General features: G+C 71.3%; 15 protein-coding genes. 5 read left to right on the top strand and 10 right to left on the bottom strand.

What is annotated here, in order from left to right; all coding sequences use genetic code 11:
• Nucleotides 1–91: 91 nt before the first annotated feature.
• Nucleotides 92–583 carry a MarR family winged helix-turn-helix transcriptional regulator gene (locus tag ACZ53N_RS31495; RefSeq protein WP_469144225.1) on the bottom strand — a complete coding sequence of 164 codons (492 nt, stop codon included), beginning with the start codon at nucleotides 581–583 and terminating at the stop codon, nucleotides 92–94.
• A 39-nt stretch (nucleotides 584–622) separates the two neighbouring features.
• On the opposite strand from ACZ53N_RS31495, the gene ACZ53N_RS31490 reads away from it, so the two are divergent.
• Nucleotides 623–1,777 carry a questin oxidase family protein gene (locus ACZ53N_RS31490; protein WP_469144224.1) on the top strand — a complete coding sequence of 385 codons (1,155 nt, stop codon included), beginning with the start codon at nucleotides 623–625 and terminating at the stop codon, nucleotides 1,775–1,777.
• A gap of 202 nt (nucleotides 1,778–1,979) precedes the next feature.
• Here the strand turns inward: ACZ53N_RS31490 and ACZ53N_RS31485 are convergent, their stop codons facing one another.
• The 3 genes from ACZ53N_RS31485 to ACZ53N_RS31475 all read right to left on the bottom strand — a co-directional run bounded on the left by ACZ53N_RS31485 (nucleotide 1,980) and on the right by ACZ53N_RS31475 (nucleotide 3,897).
• Nucleotides 1,980–2,150, bottom strand: a complete 171-nt coding sequence (locus tag ACZ53N_RS31485) for a hydrophobic protein (protein WP_130880568.1) — start codon at nucleotides 2,148–2,150, stop codon at nucleotides 1,980–1,982.
• A gap of 42 nt (nucleotides 2,151–2,192) precedes the next feature.
• Nucleotides 2,193–3,161 carry an SMP-30/gluconolactonase/LRE family protein gene (locus tag ACZ53N_RS31480; protein ID WP_469144223.1) on the bottom strand — a complete coding sequence of 323 codons (969 nt, stop codon included), beginning with the start codon at nucleotides 3,159–3,161 and terminating at the stop codon, nucleotides 2,193–2,195.
• An 82-nt stretch (nucleotides 3,162–3,243) separates the two neighbouring features.
• Nucleotides 3,244–3,897 carry a diguanylate cyclase gene (locus ACZ53N_RS31475; protein ID WP_469144222.1) on the bottom strand — a complete coding sequence of 218 codons (654 nt, stop codon included), beginning with the start codon at nucleotides 3,895–3,897 and terminating at the stop codon, nucleotides 3,244–3,246.
• Between the two features lie 1,697 nt (nucleotides 3,898–5,594).
• Between ACZ53N_RS31475 and ACZ53N_RS31470 the strand changes: the two genes are divergently transcribed.
• On the top strand, nucleotides 5,595–6,788 hold the full coding sequence (locus ACZ53N_RS31470) for a PLP-dependent cysteine synthase family protein (protein WP_469144221.1): 1,194 nt from the start codon (nucleotides 5,595–5,597) through the stop codon (nucleotides 6,786–6,788).
• A complete protein-coding gene (locus ACZ53N_RS31465; RefSeq protein ID WP_469144220.1) occupies nucleotides 6,785–8,077 on the top strand; it encodes an MFS transporter in 1,293 nt (430 codons plus the stop codon). Before ACZ53N_RS31470 ends, ACZ53N_RS31465 begins: the two co-directional genes overlap by 4 nt.
• 159 nt (nucleotides 8,078–8,236) lie before the next feature.
• Here ACZ53N_RS31465 and ACZ53N_RS31460 read toward each other — a convergent pair whose 3' ends face one another.
• The gene (locus ACZ53N_RS31460) at nucleotides 8,237–9,343 is read right to left on the bottom strand and encodes a PP2C family protein-serine/threonine phosphatase (protein ID WP_469144219.1); all 1,107 of its coding nucleotides are present in this window, start codon (nucleotides 9,341–9,343) and stop codon (nucleotides 8,237–8,239) included.
• Nucleotides 9,344–10,281: 938 nt separating this feature from the next.
• Between ACZ53N_RS31460 and ACZ53N_RS31455 the strand changes: the two genes are divergently transcribed.
• Nucleotides 10,282–10,494: a hypothetical protein gene (locus ACZ53N_RS31455; protein WP_469144218.1), complete on the top strand. Its 213-nt coding sequence runs from the start codon at nucleotides 10,282–10,284 to the stop codon at nucleotides 10,492–10,494.
• Here the strand turns inward: ACZ53N_RS31455 and ACZ53N_RS31450 are convergent.
• Together ACZ53N_RS31450 and ACZ53N_RS31445 are read right to left on the bottom strand one after the other, a co-directional pair.
• Complete coding sequence (locus ACZ53N_RS31450; RefSeq protein WP_469144217.1) at nucleotides 10,475–11,743, bottom strand: DUF1266 domain-containing protein; 1,269 nt, start codon at nucleotides 11,741–11,743, stop codon at nucleotides 10,475–10,477. The two genes, ACZ53N_RS31455 and ACZ53N_RS31450, sit on opposite strands and share 20 nt — an antisense overlap.
• 103 nt (nucleotides 11,744–11,846) lie before the next feature.
• Entirely contained in the window at nucleotides 11,847–12,692 is an 846-nt protein-coding gene (locus ACZ53N_RS31445) for a hypothetical protein (protein WP_469144216.1), read from the bottom strand.
• Nucleotides 12,693–13,151: 459 nt separating this feature from the next.
• Here ACZ53N_RS31445 and ACZ53N_RS31440 point away from each other — a divergent pair, with 459 nt between their 5' ends.
• Nucleotides 13,152–13,502 (top strand): PRC-barrel domain-containing protein, encoded by a 351-nt coding sequence (locus ACZ53N_RS31440; protein ID WP_469144215.1) that lies wholly within the window; start codon nucleotides 13,152–13,154, stop codon nucleotides 13,500–13,502.
• Between the two features lie 116 nt (nucleotides 13,503–13,618).
• Here the strand turns inward: ACZ53N_RS31440 and ACZ53N_RS31435 are convergent, their stop codons facing one another.
• The 3 genes from ACZ53N_RS31435 to ACZ53N_RS31425 form a co-directional block, all read right to left on the bottom strand.
• Nucleotides 13,619–13,846, bottom strand: a complete 228-nt coding sequence (locus ACZ53N_RS31435) for a DUF5133 domain-containing protein (protein ID WP_365204338.1) — start codon at nucleotides 13,844–13,846, stop codon at nucleotides 13,619–13,621.
• Between the two features lie 86 nt (nucleotides 13,847–13,932).
• Nucleotides 13,933–14,649: an HAD family hydrolase gene (locus ACZ53N_RS31430; protein ID WP_469144214.1), complete on the bottom strand. Its 717-nt coding sequence runs from the start codon at nucleotides 14,647–14,649 to the stop codon at nucleotides 13,933–13,935.
• A gap of 3 nt (nucleotides 14,650–14,652) precedes the next feature.
• On the bottom strand, nucleotides 14,653–16,236 hold the full coding sequence (locus tag ACZ53N_RS31425; protein WP_469144213.1) for an FAD-dependent oxidoreductase: 1,584 nt from the start codon (nucleotides 16,234–16,236) through the stop codon (nucleotides 14,653–14,655).
• Between the last annotated feature and the right edge of the window lie 21 nt (nucleotides 16,237–16,257).

Genomic DNA, 16,257 nt, shown 5'->3' with positions numbered 1-16,257 from the left:
AGCTACCTCGCCGGCCTCCACCTGCGCGCTTCATTGATCTGGATCAAGGACCTCACCCGGACCAGCCCTTGATCACAACCGAATACGCGCCCTAGTTCTGCACCTCGTGGACCCAGGCGGAAAGGCCCGCCAGGAAGCCCGCGCGTTCGCTGGGCGACAGCCCGTCCAAGGCGCGCAGCAGGGGCTCGCCCCGGCGGGCGACGAAGCCTTCGAGCGGCGCGCGGAAGTCCTCGGCGAGGGATACCAGGATCCGGCGGCGGTTCGCCGGATCCTCGGTGCGTTCCACGATGCCCGCCCGGCTCAGGCCGCCGACCAGTTCGCTGGCGGTGGGCAGCGACACATGGAGCCGCCGGGCGATCTCACTGACGGACAGCGGCTGTCCGGCCAGCAGCTGCGGCAGTACGGCGCCGTGGCGCGGCGTCAGCCCGTGCGTCTCCATCGCGTCGCGGAGCTGCGCCGGCATGAGAGCCCGTACCACCGGACCGCGGAAGAACGGTTCCAGCAGCGGTACGAGGCCGACGACCGCGATCTCGTCGGGGGTCGGCCTCCGGGGGGCCTTCCCGGCCTCGTCGGTGTGCGGCATACTGCGAGTGTAGATGGTTTGGAAATCCAAACTGTTGGGATGCTCGAAGGGTGGGGTTCTGTGTCCTCGGTCGGCTACATCGACGCGGTCAACGATGCTTTGGAGCGGTTGGACGATCTCGGATACGAGCGCGGACAAGGGGCCGACCTCGCCAACCGCGGCCCGATGGGCGCCGAGGCGCTCGCCCTGCTCGGGCAGGAGGACGAGGTCGCCCGCTGGGTGCGGCGCTACCGGGGTGCGATGGAGCATCACGAGCCGCCCGCCGCGCGCTTCGCCCTGGACCCCACGGACGAGTCCTCCTGGCGTTCCGCACTGGGAGCCTTCGGCCGGGCCGGGGACTGGGAGCTGCTCTTCGTCCGGGAGCTGGCCGAGGCGCACTGGCGGGAGGTCCTCGTCCGCTGGTGGCCCCGCCTGATCCCCGGCCTGCTCGCCGGTCTGACCCATGGCCTCATCCGCACCGCCCACGCGGTACGCGGTCTGTACGCGGCCGGCGACAAGCCGACGCCACTCCAACTGCGGGAGCTGGCAAGGGGCTTGGCGTACTGGGCCGCCCGCTACGCGGAGCTCCCCGGCCGCCCGCGACTGGCCGGCCCCCACACCCTGCCCGCCGCGGTCGCCGCCCTGCCCCGCGTGGCGTCGGACGGCCCGATGGGGCCGGGTACGACCCGCGGGCGTCTGGAAACCCTCGCCGACCTGCCCGGCTACACCGAGTCGCTGGAGTGGCTGGCTCCCGAGCAGGCGCCCCGGCTGCTGAGCGAGATGACGCTCCAGTTCGCCGACGTCTATCTCGGCCACCCCGAGGTGTTTCCGGTCCCGCTGATCCACGGCGTCACCGCGCCGGCCGCCGCACGCATCGTGCTTCCGCACCTGCCGCAGGAGCTGTACGAGCCGACGCTGGCCCGACTGTGGCAGGTGCACGCGGCGTTCCTGCTGTCCTTCACCACCGACCGGCGCGGCGAGGGCACGGCGGCCTGGCGGTCGGAGGTCCCGGACCTGCCCCCGGTGGCCGACCTGGGCGCACGGGCAGCCGAACACGGCGACGAGCACGTCATCAAGTTCACCGAGGCGTGCCTGCGGGAATACGCCTTGCTCCCCGACCCGCGCTACCTCGCCGCCGCGGTCGCGGCGCAGCAACGCATCTCCCGCCTGGACGCCGGGGGCGGCATCGGGAGCGCAGGGACCGGTACGCCGTAACCGGCCCGGGGCTGCCCGTATCCACAGCCCGTGTCCGCCCGGGCCGGGGACAGGCAAGGGCTGGAGGTGCGCGGGTTCCCAGCGCGGCCGCATGCCTGCCCCCGGTGATGATTCGCGTACCCGCGAGGTCGGCGGAGAAGCGTGTGGGCCGGTGCGGATCCCTACGGATCCGCACCGGCCCACGACGTACTACACGGTCAGGTCACCATCGGTACCACCGGCCTCGACTGCCACCGGCGCCAGTGGAGCGCATGAGGAAGCCGAGGAGCCAGATCACGAGCACGACGACCGCGACCCACCACAGGATCTTCAGTGCGAAGCCGGCACCGAAGAGGATCAGGGCGAGCAACAGAACCAGTAGCAAGGGAACCATGTTTTCCACCTCCAAACGAACGTGTGCCCCGCGGAACGACGTTCACGCCTGGCGGTTCTCCCGGTCCGTCTCCCGGCCTGTCCTCCGGTCTGTCTCCCGGGGCGGGGGCAGCGTTGCCGTGGCGATCGCGCGCCGCACGAGGCTGCCCAGATACAGCGTCCCGTCGTATTCCAGGGCGCTGGTGGCCAGGTGGTAGTTGTGGGCTCGGCGCCGCAGGTCGTGCACCAGCCGGCCTTGGGCATCACGGCCCTGTACATGTGTGGTGCGCCGGGGGTCGGGCAGCAGCGCGTCCGGCAGGGACCACAACGCCTTTCGCAGCGCCGGGTGGTGGCGGTGCAGGGTGTCGAGAAGAGCGTCGCGGGGGCCGGCCAGAGCCGTCCAGACGAGGCCGTCACGGCTGGTCGTCAGGTTGTCGGGAAACCCCGGCAGGCGGTCGGCGAAATCGTCCGTGGTACCCGCCCGGGCGCCGGTCAGCCACAGGCGCCGCAGCCGATAGGCCCCCGACTCGGAGATGACCAGGAACGACTCGTCGGGAGCGAGACAGAGTCCGTTGGCGAACTGCAGCCCGTCCACGACGACCTCCGCGGCGCTCCCCGGTACCCAGCGGATGACGCGGCCGGTGCCGGAGTGCTCAAGAATGTCGCCCTTCCAGTGGTGAAGGGGGAACCGGCGACTGGAGTCGCTCACGAAGACGGTGCCGTCCCGGGTGACGGTGACGTTGCTGCACAGGTTCAGCGGTTCGCCGGCGGCGGCGGTCAGCACGGTCTTCACTGTGCCGGTCGCCGGGTCGACCTGTAACAGTCCGTTGTAGGCGTCGCAGACCAGAAGCCGGCCGTCCGGAAGGCGATGCATCCCCAGAGGCCGTCCTCGTGTGCGGGCCACCTCCGTCACCTGCCCGGTGGCCGTCTCCACCCGCAGGATGCGGCCGTCGGCCACACCGGTCAGCAGATTCCCGGCTCCGTCGAGCGCGAGGTGTTCGGGACCGGCCCCGTCGAGCGGGAGCAGCCGCAAGGGCGGCAGCGTGGGGCCGGCTGCCCCGGCCGGCGGGCGGTGGGGCCGCGGCGGCCGCCAGACGACCGGCCTCATGCGCGGCTTACGCGGCATGGGCGAGCCGCCCCCGCCGGGCCCGTACGCAGCGCAGCATCTCCTCCGCGTACGGCAGGGCGATGAAGAGGCCCACCGCCGCGCCGACCGACGCGAGATACGCGGCGGGAAGCGGCTGCTCCTTGGGCACGAGCTTCCAGTCGTCCGCGGCCTTCTTGCCGTTCCGCAGCCCGGCCCGCACCTTGTCCCAGTGCAGGCAGGCGGTGAAGGCCGCCGCCGACAGCGGGAGCACCTCCAGGAAGCTGTGGATGTGCTGCTCCACCGGGCGTACTTCCCGGTCGTGCGTGGCGATCGTGACGTCCCACAGCGCGGTGGCGCCGTGGGCGAGGGCCGCGCCGCCCATCAAGGACAGCACCAACGGGTTGACTTTCGCGACCAGGGCCGCCACGACCGGGATGCCGGCCTCGGTCATCATCAGTGCGTGCACCGCCGACTCGCGTACACCGCTGGTCTCCTCGATCCGCGTGCGCCGGTGCATCACCCAGTCCGCCACGGCGGGGACGAACCACAACGGCAGCACCCCGTACATGAGGAACCTGCGGCTGGCGTTCTCCACGTCGTCCGCACCCGGGGGAATGCGCAGGGCGGGCCGGTCACGCCACCGCAGCCACCGGCGTGCGGGACCTGTCCGGGATATACGCATGGAAGTGCTCCCTCGTGTCGTGATGGGAGCCGAGCCGGTGCGGGCGCCCATCGTGGGTCGGGTCGTTCAGACCTGTCCGGGCGTGAGCGACTCGAATGTCTGCTCGAAGTGGCGGCGTCGGGAGGGCACAGGCGGTTCGCCGGGTACGGACACGCCGGGCCCGGCGAGCTTTCCCGCCGGGCGCGGCTCTGTGCCGTGTGTTCCACTTCCTGCCATGGCGTCCCTTCATTCGTTGCCGCCGCGTGGCCGGGTACCCGCCCACGCGACCGGTATTCCCGTGCCTCACCCGGCGGACGGGTGAGCGCGGTGTGGCGCTTTCCGGTGCGCCGCGGGCGAGGAACAGCGGACCGGCGCCCCGCAGTCCCCTCACCGGAGGGGCCCGGAGGTCACGCCGACGCCGTTGCCGAAAACCGCAACGTCCCTGCGTAATACGCCTGTCGGCCGATTTGTGAGCCGCTCCCGCCGACCCTTATGCGGAGCGCCCCGGGTCGCTACGATGACGGCAATGGTCACGGTCCGGCGCGCCTTCGGTCTGCCGCGGACTCGCCCTGTGGGCGCACGTCCGCGGCGCCTGTTGTTGCTGGCGACGCTCCTTCTGGGCCTGTTGTACACCCACGGTTTGGGCACTGAGGGGCCCGGCGGTCACGCGGTCACCGCCATGTTGTCCGGCGCGGTGACCACCGGTCACACGGCGGCAGCCGAACGGCTTCCCGCTGCCGGTGCGACGGCCGCGGGCATCGGTGTCCACCGGCAGCGGCCCGCTCCCCACGGCGCCGCGGGGCACGGGGTGGAGGACTGTCTGTCCGGTCAGCCCCAGCAGATCGCACCACTGCCGATCCCCTGTGCGACACGGTCGGTCGTGGTGCCCGTACCTCCCCTCCGTCAAACCGTCGCGTCAGCGGTCGGCGCCACGTCGGCGCACCCACCGTCGGTCGATTCCGCGGTTCTGATCATTTAGGCCCCGCACCGCGACGAACCGGCCTCCCCTTCCACGCGCTCGGCCGCGCTGATCGAGGAGGCCGCCGACAGGGCCGTTCGTGATGCCCGCAGGACCGCGGCGCACGCCGCCTTCCCGCAGGTGAACGGCGCTCCCCAGGACCTTCCCCGCCGCTCGTCCGCCGACGCCCGACCGCCGTATGCCCTTAAGGGGCCGCGCGCGCGGTTCCGGCTGCCCTACGGAGCACTGGTGACGTACAACCCCCCACCGCTTTACGCCCTTCACCAAACCGTTCCGCCACCCCGCCCACCACGGTGGCTTCCCGTTCTCGGCCTCACGGCAGTTCTGCTGATCACCCTCTTCGGCTGCGGCCCCTCCGCCTACGACGGCGGCTCCCCCCGGGCCCCGTGGGCGTGGGAAGAGGGCAGCAGTGCGCAGGGCACCCCGCCCACGCAGCCCGTGTCGTCCCACCACCACGGGCCGGTCTGCCACGGTCCGGCCACCACGGACCGTTCCGGGCGGGTTCCGCGCCGGTTACCGGATCCGGTGCCCCTGGCCCTCGACGCCATCGGTTCCGCGACCGTCCCCCTGCCCCCGCTCGCATCAGGGCGCCCGCCGCACGGAGAACGGCAGGGGAGGCGGGCGGCACTCATCCGCCTCTGCCGGTGGCGGACGTAGGCCCGGCGGTCACGGCCGAGTGCCACCACCTCGGCCCTACGCGAAGACCGTGCCGGCCCGCATCCCACACGAGAGCCAAATCATGACGCCTCCTCAGATCTCCAAGGCCCCTTCCCCCGCCCCCGAACCCCCGGGACACGCCACCGCGACAAGCTTCCACCCGCCCGCCCAGGGCGTGTCCGGATTGGTCGGCAACACCCCGCTCCTGCGGGTGTCCGAACCGCTCGCCCCTGCCGGACGCGGATTCTGGGCGAAGCTCGAGGGCTTCAACCCCGGTGGGATCAAGGACCGCCCCGCCCTGCACATGGTCGAGCGCGCCCGCGCCCGTGGTGACCTGCGCCCCGGCGGCGTGATCATCGAATCCACGAGCGGCACGCTGGGGCTGGGACTGGCCCTGGCCGGCATGGTCTACGGCCACCCCGTCGTCCTTGTCACCGACCCGGGCCTGGAACGGTCCATGATCCGGCTGCTCACCGCCTACGGAGCCCAGGTCAATGTGGTCTCCGAACCCCACCCCACCGGCGGCTGGCAGCAGGCCCGCAGGGACCGCGTGGCCCAGCTGATGGATCGGCACCCCGGTTCCTGGTGTCCGGACCAGTACAACAACCCCGACAACGTGGCCGCGTACACACCGCTCGCCCTGGAACTGGCCGCAGGAATCGGCCACATCGACGTCCTGGTGTGCAGTGTCGGAACCGGCGGGCACTCCGCCGGTGTGTCACGTGTCCTGCGGCAGCTCTACCCCGAACTGCGGCTCGTCGGTGTCGACACCATCGGGTCGACCATCTTCGGCCAGCCCGCTCGCACCCGGCTGATGCGCGGCCTCGGGTCGAGCATCTACCCCCGCAACGTCGCCTACGACAATTTCAGCGAGGTGCACTGGGTCGCTCCCGCGGAGGCCGTATGGACCTGTCGGGAACTCGCCGCCTCGCACTACGCGACCGGCGGTTGGAGCGTCGGCGCCGTCGCGCTCGTCGCCGGATGGCTGGCCCGCACCCTGCCCGCGGACACCCGGATCGCCGCCGTCTTCCCGGACGGCCCGCAGCGCTACCTCGGAACGGTCTACGACGACGACTACTGCGCCGCCCATGGGCTGCTGGACGCCCGGCCGGCGGTCGAGCCGGACGTCGTGGGAAGCCCTGACGAGAAGGAAATCAGGCGCTGGACGCGGTGCGTGAAGGTGGTCGACCCGCTCACCCTGCCCGCCCTCTCCGCGCAGCTCTGCCCGACCGGCACCCCGCAGTCAGCCCCTGACGTCCGGGAGCGGAACCGGTGAAAGGCATGATCACCCAGGTGCGCTCCTTCGAGCCCAGCGTCCAGCTCCTGATGGTGAACCAATTCACCATCAACCTCGGCTTCTACATGCTGATGCCCTATCTGGCCCAGCACCTCGCGGGCAATCTCGGTCTGGCCGCGTGGCTGGTCGGACTGATCCTCGGGGTGCGGAACTTCAGCCAGCAGGGAATGTTCCTCTTCGGCGGCACCCTCGCGGACCGGCTCGGCTACAAGCCGGTGATCATTGCCGGGCTGATGCTGCGGATCGTCGGTTTCGCCGTGCTGGGGCTCGTCGATTCCCTGCCCGCGCTGCTGGCCGCGTCCGCGGCCACGGGCCTGGCCGGGGCCCTGTTCAACCCGGCGGTCCGGGCGTATCTGGCCCAGGACGCGGGCGAGCGCCGGGTGGAGGCGTTCGCTCTCTTCAACGTCTTCTACCAGGCCGGGATACTCCTCGGCCCGCTGGTCGGCATCGCGCTGACCGGTGTGAGCTTCCGGCTGACCTGTGTGGTGGCCGCGGGTGTCTTCGCGGTGCTGTCGGTCGTGCAGATCCGTGCCCTGCCCGCCCGTACCGCACCGCCCGACCCGGACAGGTCGGCGGTGTCGGTCCTCGCCCAGTGGCGGACCGTCGTGACCAACCGGCCGTTCCTGCTCTTCTCCCTCGCCATGATCGGTTCCTACGCGCTGTCCTTCCAGGTCTACCTCGCGTTGCCGCTGGAGGTGAAGCGCGTCGCCGGAGACGGACACGTCAACACCGTGGGCGTGGGGTTGCTGTTCGCCGCCTCCGGCCTGGCCACGATCTTCTGCCAGACCCGGCTCACCACGTGGTGCAAGAGAAGACTGGGCCCGGGGCTGTCGATGGTCGCCGGCCTCGGTTGCCTCGCCGTCGCCTTCCTGCCGCTCCTGGCCGCCACGGCGTTGACGGTGCCGGGCCAGGGACCGGCGCGCTGGGCCCTGGCTGTCGGGCCACCGCTGGTCTCGGCCCTGTTCATCGCCCTCGGCACCATGCTGGCCTACCCGTTCGAGATGGACACGATCGTCGCGCTGGCGGGGAACCGCTACGTGGCCACGCACTACGGCCTCTACAACACCATCAGCGGCATCGGCATCACCCTCGGCAACCTCCTCACCGGTGTGACGCTGGACGCGGCCCGCACCGCCGGAGCCCCGGCGCTGCCCTGGGCGGTCCTCGCCGCCACCGGTGGGGTCTGCGCGCTGGCCGTCCTCGGCCTCCACCGCACCGGCCGCCTCAGCCTGGCCGCAGCGCCACGACCGCACCCCGCGACGGTCTGATCCATCCGGCAGCCGGCGCCCGGGGGTGGGGCACGCGTCACATGCCCCACCCCCGGGTCGGCAAGGCCCCCCTGCCCGGAGCCGACCGGGCGTTCATGAGCGGAATCGAATGACAGCCGTCGGACGTGGGGTGGAGCCGTCCGCCGACCGGGCGGCCCCTCACGGGCAGCGCTGAATGGCGACCAGGGCGACGTCGTCGTCGAGAGCGCCACCGGTGTGGGCGAGCAGGTCCGCGTGGACGTGGTCGACGAGTTCCTGCGGCCCGGCGCCCTGGTACGCGGCCAGACGTTCCGCGAAGGGGTAGAACGCGCCTTTGCCGTCGCGTGCCTCGATGACCCCGTCCGTGAAGATCAGGATCAGATCGCCGTTCCGGTAGGTGAACGGCTCGCTGACGTAGTCGTCCTCGGTGACGTCGCTCCCCAGACCGAGGGGGAGGGAGGGCTCTCGCACCGCGAGCGAAATGACCTTGCCGTCGCGTACGAGCAGCGGGGAGGGGTGCCCGCAGTTGATGAGCCGGATCTCCTCGCCCTGGTCCGGGATCTCCAGCACGGCGGCGGTCACGAAGCATTCTCCGGCGTCGGGGCCGGCGGTCGAGTCGGTCACGTCCCAGTAGACGGTGTTGTGGAGGTGGGCCACCAGTCGCGCCAGTGGGGGACAGCGGTGGGCGGCGGCTCGGAAGGCGCCGAGCAACAGTGCCGCGTCACCGACGGCGGCAAGGCCCTTGCCGCGTACATCGCCGATCATGATGCGGGTCCCTTGCCGGGCACGGACCGCCGCGTACAGGTCGCCGCCGATGCGGGCCTCGGCTTCGGCCGCGATGTACAAGGACGCGATCCGCAGCGGACCGATCCTGGACGGTAGCGGTCTGAGCAGGACTTTCTGGGCGACATCGGCGACCAGACGCGTCTGGTCCAATGTCTGCTCGTGCCGCTCGTAGACCATACGGAAAGCGACGAGGAAGAGGGAGACCGCGAGGAGGGCCCCGATCTGTGCCTGCTGGTCGGCTGTCGTCAGACGGCCGAAGATCGCACTGAGCCCGATCTCGGCACCCACGGCGAGCGCGCCGATGAAGGCCGTCAGCCGGGGGCCGCCGATCGCCGCCGTGATGGCCGGTGCCACGACGAGGAGCGGCCCCAGATGGATGTCGGCACCGGTCACCAAGTCGACCGCCGTGATCGCCCCGATGAGCCCGAGCGGTACCGCGACCAGTCCGGGTCGGTGCCGCCACGGCTGGCCCTGGCCCAGCGGACGGTGCGGAAGACGCATGGTTCCTGCTTACCCTGCCGTCGGCACCGGGGACTCGTCCGACACGTTGCGCGCAGGGCACGTCGGACCGGGCGGAAGCAGGAAGGCCCGTGCGGCGAACCGGTCGGCCGCGATCCCCGCCGGCCGGCTGGGACCCGGATACGCTCCACGTGGCCGTAGCCTCTCTCGATGACCAGCTTCGAGACGCATCGGCGGCGCGTCCACGACACGAGTCTTCCGGTGCGTGCCCGGCACGCCGCCTTCCGCACCTGTGTCGTGTGCTTCGCTCCGTACGGCTTCCGTGCGACCTACCACCACCTGTGCCGTAGCGCCGGGATCCCGGCCGACCCGCGCGACGACCCGGCGTCGCTGATCCGCGCGGTGGAGGAACTCCACGCGGCCCGCACGCTCTGGGGGGGCGGACGAGGCGGCATTCATGGCACGCCGCCGACGGGAGAAGGCAGTCGGCCGACGGCACACCACCGCGGACGGTGGCTGGCGGGACTGGGGGCGTGGGGCGGGAGGCAGCCTCGCCTACTGCCCCGACCCCGGGCGTCACCCCACCGAACCGCTCCCGATCGTGGTGGGACGCATCCTGCGATCCCGCGTCCCGGCCGCGGCGGCGGCCTCGACATGCCGGGCGTGCGGCAGCGACGCGGGGACGACCGGCTGGAGTTGCGGCCACTACCTGCACCGGTTGTGCGCACAGTGCGGAGTGAGCCTCGGCTCCCGGGAGACCGATACCGACCGGGCCCTCCTGGCGGCCAGGCAGGAACGGTGGAAAGAAGTCTGGAGACGCGCGGTCCGACCACGAGGACTCCACCGCCCCGCAGGACCGCCGGTCAGGTGACCTGGGCGTGAAAGAGGTGCTATCCCCGCGGATCGTTGGAAGAAGGCCAGGGGATGACCATCACACCATCACGCCCGGCACACGGCCGCGCGGACACCAGGGACGGACCATGCAGACCGACACCGTAAAACGGTTCCTCAACGCCCTCAGCCCGGCAAGCCGGGACGACGTACAGCGCATGCCCGCCGAAAAGCAGGAACAGATGGCCGCGGCGTGGGAGAAGTACCTCAGCGACGACACCTCACTGCTGACACTGAGCGAACTCGACCCGCCCGCCGCCGAGCACCGAGCCGCCGAGCACGTCATCCAGGATCTCGACTGACACACCTGAACGGCACCGTCCGCCACGGGCTGTCCGGGTCGGTGGTCAGCGCCCGGTGCGCGTCCAGGACCGTGGTGTACCAGGGGCCGAACTCCTCCGCGTCGAAGTGCAGACACCGCCCCAGCACATACCCGGCGGAGAACTCCTCCCACGAGTCGTACGAGGCCTGCGCGGCCCCGGCCGCGCGCTCGATCGCCGCGTACATCTCGGACTCCGTGGCATGCCGGGCGCCCCGGCCCCAGCGGGCCATCTTGGAGCCGCGGCCGATGTCCCACGCCGCGATCGTGCGCACGAAACCATCGGGCGGCAGAAGACCGTCGGCGCGGAAACGGGCCTCGTACCGCAGCACCTTGCCCACCAGGGCACGCAGGTGCGCCACGAACTCCCCGAACTCGGGGTCGTCGGCGACCGTGCCGTCCTCCTGGGCGCGGGCGCGCAGCGTCGACTCCACGCAGTCGCGCCACTGCTCGGGATCGACACGGCGGGCCCCCGCACGGAGCAACGCCGTCCGCGCACCCAGCACGAAGTCCCAGTACCAGGGGCTCACCTCCTGGTCGAGGAGCCGCTCCTGGATCGCGAGCCAGTCCTCACGGCCGTGCACACCCCAGTCGTCGGCGATCCGCTCGATCTCGCCCCGATAGCCCATGCCGTGCCAGTGCGGCGTGTTCCACGCGTCGCCGTTACGGAAGCACAGGTGCGCACCGCAGGCCAGGCCGTGCAGCAGCGGGCCGGGGGCGGGGGCGCCGGTGCGTCGCGTCACCACACGGTCCATCAGCGCGTCCGGGGAGAACAACTCGTGGTGCAGGTCCAGCCACGTCTCCCGCTCCCCGTCGTCGGTCAGGAAGTACTGCTCGCAGGGGGTGGCCGCGTTGACCGCGAGGAGGTCCACCTCTTCCGGGACGATCCGAGCGAGCGCGCCGAGGGTCGCGTACTCGTAGACGAGGTACGGATGCGGTCGCGGGAGCAGGCCGGAGGTATAGACCTGCGCGACGGTGCGCCCGTCGGGCGTCTCGGTGGTCAGCATGGGGTGCGTGCCCTCGCCGGCCGCCTGCGCCTGGTCGAGACGCACCGGGTAGTACACGCCCTCGATCGCGAGGGTGCGCAGATACGCGTAGGCGTTGTCCGCCCGGCTCAGCTTGTACAGATACTGCTCCAGGTCGGTGGGCGCCTGCCAGCGGCTCCCGTCCTGCGGCGCCGGTACCAGCGGGAAGAACTCGTCGTGGACCTCGTCCTCGGCTGCGGCGTGCATGGGGGTTCCTTCCGTTCCGGTCCCGGCCTTGAGATCGCGTACGTGCGTAACGGCCCTGCGGCCGAGCCCGGGTGGGCGGTCGGTCTCAGGGCAGGGCGTGTTCTCAGACCGTGCGACGGTCCGGCACCTGCGGTGCGGATTCCAGGGCGGGGGCGTCCGTGCCTTGTTCGGCACGGAGCCGGTCGGCCATCGCGTCCGTGCGGTCCCTCAGCGTGCGCACCCGCTCGGCCGTAGGCGTGCCCTCCGGGGGAGCGGACGCGGGAAGGACGGGTACGCCGTGGGCCTGCGCGGTGAGGACCAGGCTGCGCATGACCTCCGCCTGCTGGGCCAGCAGGGCCGTGGTGAACATGTTGGCCCGCAGGGTCTTCTGCAAGCCGAACGCGCCCCGGTAGGTGATCTCACAGGCGACGGCGACGGTCTCCAGCCGTTGCTCGGCCGCCTGTTCCAGTGCGGCGAGCATGACGGTCGCGAGGCCCTCGACGACCTTGGTGACGACCCACTTCCGCCCCGGGAGCGGCGGCAGCAGATCCCGGATCCGGTCGATCTCGGCGTCGAGCGCCTCCGTGGTCATGGCGCTGAACGCGTCGTGCAGCTGAAGGCCGACCACCTTCGACCACGGGATGTCCTCACCGTCGAAGCCGACCGACTCGGGGCCGAAGCGCAGTGCGCCGATGCCGTCCAGGGAGCGCAGCGCCTTCGCGGTGATGGCGGGGACCCGGGGGTGGCGGCAGATGAGGGCGCCGAGCGAGAACTCCCACTGCTCGTGCGTGGGCGCGGCGGGTGCCGGCAGGGAGCGGAGGACGGAGAGCACCCAGTCGCCGGAGGCATGGGTGCCGGCACGTCCGGCGTCGGCGCCGCGTTGCACGGCCTGTGCGACGTCTCTGCCGAAGGAGGCAGCCGCGGTGCCCACCGAATCGCCCAGACTGCGCGCCCGGTCGAATATGCCCATGCCCTGACCCTGCCTCACCTGCGATGTTCTTGTGGCGGCGACACTCTACCCAGAGTTCGGGAGCCGGTGATCAACGCAGCGCGTCGGCACGCCACGCGGCGGGGGAGACGGGCCGCCCCACCCCGGTAGGCCCGTGCGGTGGTTCGACGCACAGTCAGGGGCACACGGGGCGGGTCCGGAGCGCGGTGGGCGGGCTCAGCTCGTGCAACTCGTGGTGTTCACCCTGACAGGTGAATACCTCCACCATATTTCTTCGAGGAACGTCGTCGGCATTGCTCAGGGGTCATTTCCGCCTCTCCCGTGACGACACTCCGCCCCTCCGGACGCGATTTCCGGAAACGGACTCACGGCGATGTGTAGAAAGAAGAAGTAAGGGCACGCGATGGACCGAGGGACGGTCGCCCGCTTTCGGAGCACCGTTTTCCTCACGGCTGCATATCGTCGATGAAGGAGCCTTTCATGACCGAGAACATCTGGGGTTACCAGCCGACGGCCGGCCACACCGCTGGCACCAGCCTGGTCGGGTACAAGGTCGAGGCGACCGACGGGAGTATCGGCAAGGTCGACAAGCACAGCGACGACGTGGGTTCCGCGTACCTGGTCGTGGACACCGGGGTGTGGATCTTCGGAAAGCACGTCCTGCTGCCCGCCGGCACCATCATCCGGATCGACGCGGAGGAGCAGAAGATCTACGTCGGCCGGACCAAGGCCGAGATCAAGGACGCACCCGAGTTCGACAAGGAAAAGCACCTCGGCGACCCGGGATACCACGATCAGGTCGGCGGCTATTACGGCGGCCACCGCGCCTGACACCGTGCGCGACCTGAATCACCGCACACGGGTCGCGGCCTGAATCACCATCACCGCGCATGGAGCGGGGCCCGCCGGAAAGCCGGCGGGCCCCGCTCCATGCACACGCGAGCACGTCACGTGCTGAGGACGGAGTCGTCCAAGGGCCGTGCCCCCGGGAGCCGGTGGCGGGCCACGATCAGGGCGGTGTCCACATCCCGGGTCCCGGTGGACACGCACAGCGTGTAGGCGACGTCGTCCATCCGCCTGCGCACCTCTTCCCCGCCCTGCCGGGCTCCGAGGGCCTGGAGGGTCTCGTACTCCGCGATCAGGTCGGCCAGCACTGCGGGGTGGGCCATCAGCATGTTGGGCTCCTCTCGACTGCCGTCCTTCGGTCCGGCGACCGTCTACCCGCGATGCCGCTCTTCATCCATGAGCCGGCGGCGGAGGTTCAGGGAATCCGGCTGAACGGGCTGTCGTCGAGTCCCGCGAGCAGAGCGGCGGGGTCGCGGTAGACGGCCAGCGCGCCCGCCTTGCGCAGCTCCTCCTCGCCGATGCCCCCCGACAGCAGCGCGACGCAGCCGACACCCGCCCCCCGGGCTGCCTTGACGTCCCACACCGTGTCCCCCACGAACAGCGCCCGCTCGGGTGCCACACCTGCCTGTTCGAGGGCCTGGCACACCGGATCGGGGGCGGGTTTGGTGGATTCCACGTCGTCCGCGCTGGTGGCATCGAAGATGGCATCGTCGGCGTCGACGGCCCGGCGCAGCGCGGTGAGTTCCGTTCCCTGCGCCGACGTCGCGAGAACGACGCGCCAGTTCCGGGCAGCGAGGGTACGCAACAACTCCGCCGCCCCGGGCAGGGCCGACAGCCGGTCGAACCAGGTCGCGTACAGCACCTTGTGCGCCGCGCTGAGGGCCTCGTCCTCGTCGTGTTCGCGGGCGTCGCCGAGGAGCTGGTCCAGGAGCCGACCCGATCCCATGCCGACCGTGTGATGGATATCGGACATGGCGACATCGTGCCCGGCCTGCCGGAACGCTTCCCACCAGCTGACGGCATGCAGGTAGTTGGTGTCCACGAGCGTGCCGTCGACGTCGAAGACGGCCGCGCGGGGACGCACGTCGCCGGGGTTGCCGTCAGTGGTCGCGGTATCCGTCTCCGGGCACACGGCTCAGCCCTCTTCCGCGTCGCGGGCGATGTCGTCCTCGACGGCGTACTCGTCCAACGGGCTGGTGGCCGGCCCTTGGAGGAGGGATCCGTCGGTGTCGAAACGGGAGCCGTGGCAGGGGCACTCCCACGTCCGTTCGGCGTCGTTGAACGCGACCAGGCAGCCCAGGTGGGTGCAGCGGGCGGAGAGGGCGCGCAGGGTGCCGTCGTCCTGCCGGTAGACCGCGCACCGGCGGCCCTTCACCCGCACGAGGGCTCCGGTGCCGGGGGCGATGTCCGCGACGGAGTCCACGTGGGAGGGCCTGAGCCGGTCGCCCAGGAAGTGCCGGCCGACCTCCGCCTGGTGTTTGAGGAAGGCGGGCGCCTCGCGCACGGCGCTCCACAGCCGCCGGGGGTCGTACAGGCCGGCCCAGGACGGGGCGGGGGTGCGGTCGGTGACGAGGTCCGCCAGCAGCCGGCCCGCCATGACACCGCCGCTCATGCCCCACCCGCCGAAGCCGGTGGCGACGTAGGTGTGCCGGGCGCCCGGATGGAAGGGACCCACGAGGGGGACGGTGTCGGTGGAGTCGTTGTCCTGGGCGGCCCAGTGCCGGACGATCTCGGCCTCCGGGAAGTGTTCCCGGGTCCAGTCGGCCAGCCTCGCGAACCGCTCGGCGACTCCTCCCGTGCCGGGGGTGAAGCTTTCGCCGGTGACGATCAGCAGCCGTTGCCCTTCGGCGTAGGGCGCGGTCCGGACCGACCTTTTGTTCTCCTCCTCCGTGATGTACATGCCGCCGGGGTCGAGGCCGGCGGGGAGCGCGGCCGCGACGACGAGTTCCCGGCGGGGCGAGAGTCGCGTGAACAGCAGGGCGCGGTCGAAGACCGGATAGTGGGTGGCCACGACGACGTCGCCCGCGGTGACGACGGCTCCCCCTTCGGATGTGACCCGGCACGGTGTGCCTTCGGTCAGGCCGGTGACCCGCGTGCGTTCGTGGATCCGCCCGCCGCGGGCGGTGATGTCCTCGGCGAGGGCGAGCAGGTACTTGCGCGGATGGAACTGGGCCTGGTTCTCCACCCGGACCGCGCCGGCGACGGGGAAGGGCAGCCCGGTCTCCTCGACGTAGGCCGCGTCGAGCCCCGCCTCACGGGCCGCCTCCGCCTCGGCCCTGACGCTCTCACGCGACCGGGGATCGGTGACGTAGGTGCAGGACGGGAGGCGTTCCAGCTCGCAGTCCACCTCGAGGGCGGCTGTGATCTCCGCGACCCGTTCGACGGCTTCCTGCTGGGAGCGCGCGTACAGCCGGGCTTCCTCGCTGCCTCGGGTGCGGCGCAGTTTCCCGTAGACGAGGGTGTGCAGGGCCGTCACCTTGGCGGTGGTGTGGCCGCTGACGCCCGCGGCGATGCGGTCGGCCTCCAGGACGGCCACCGAACGGCCGGCTTCCAGCAGTTCCCAAGCGACGCTCAGCCCCGCGATGCCTCCGCCGATGACGGCGACGTCCACCTCGAGGTCGGCGGTCAGGGGAGGGTGGGCGGTGGCGGGGGCCGTGGCCATCCAATGGGATTCGGCGATGCCGGGGAGCGCGTGGGCGGGATCGGTGGCGGGTGACATGACAGACCGGGTTCCCCCGTC

The organism is Streptomyces sp. NPDC033229, from assembly GCF_055576875.1.
Note: the sequence above shows the minus strand (reverse complement) of the source record. Positions and strands in the feature narration are given on the sequence as shown.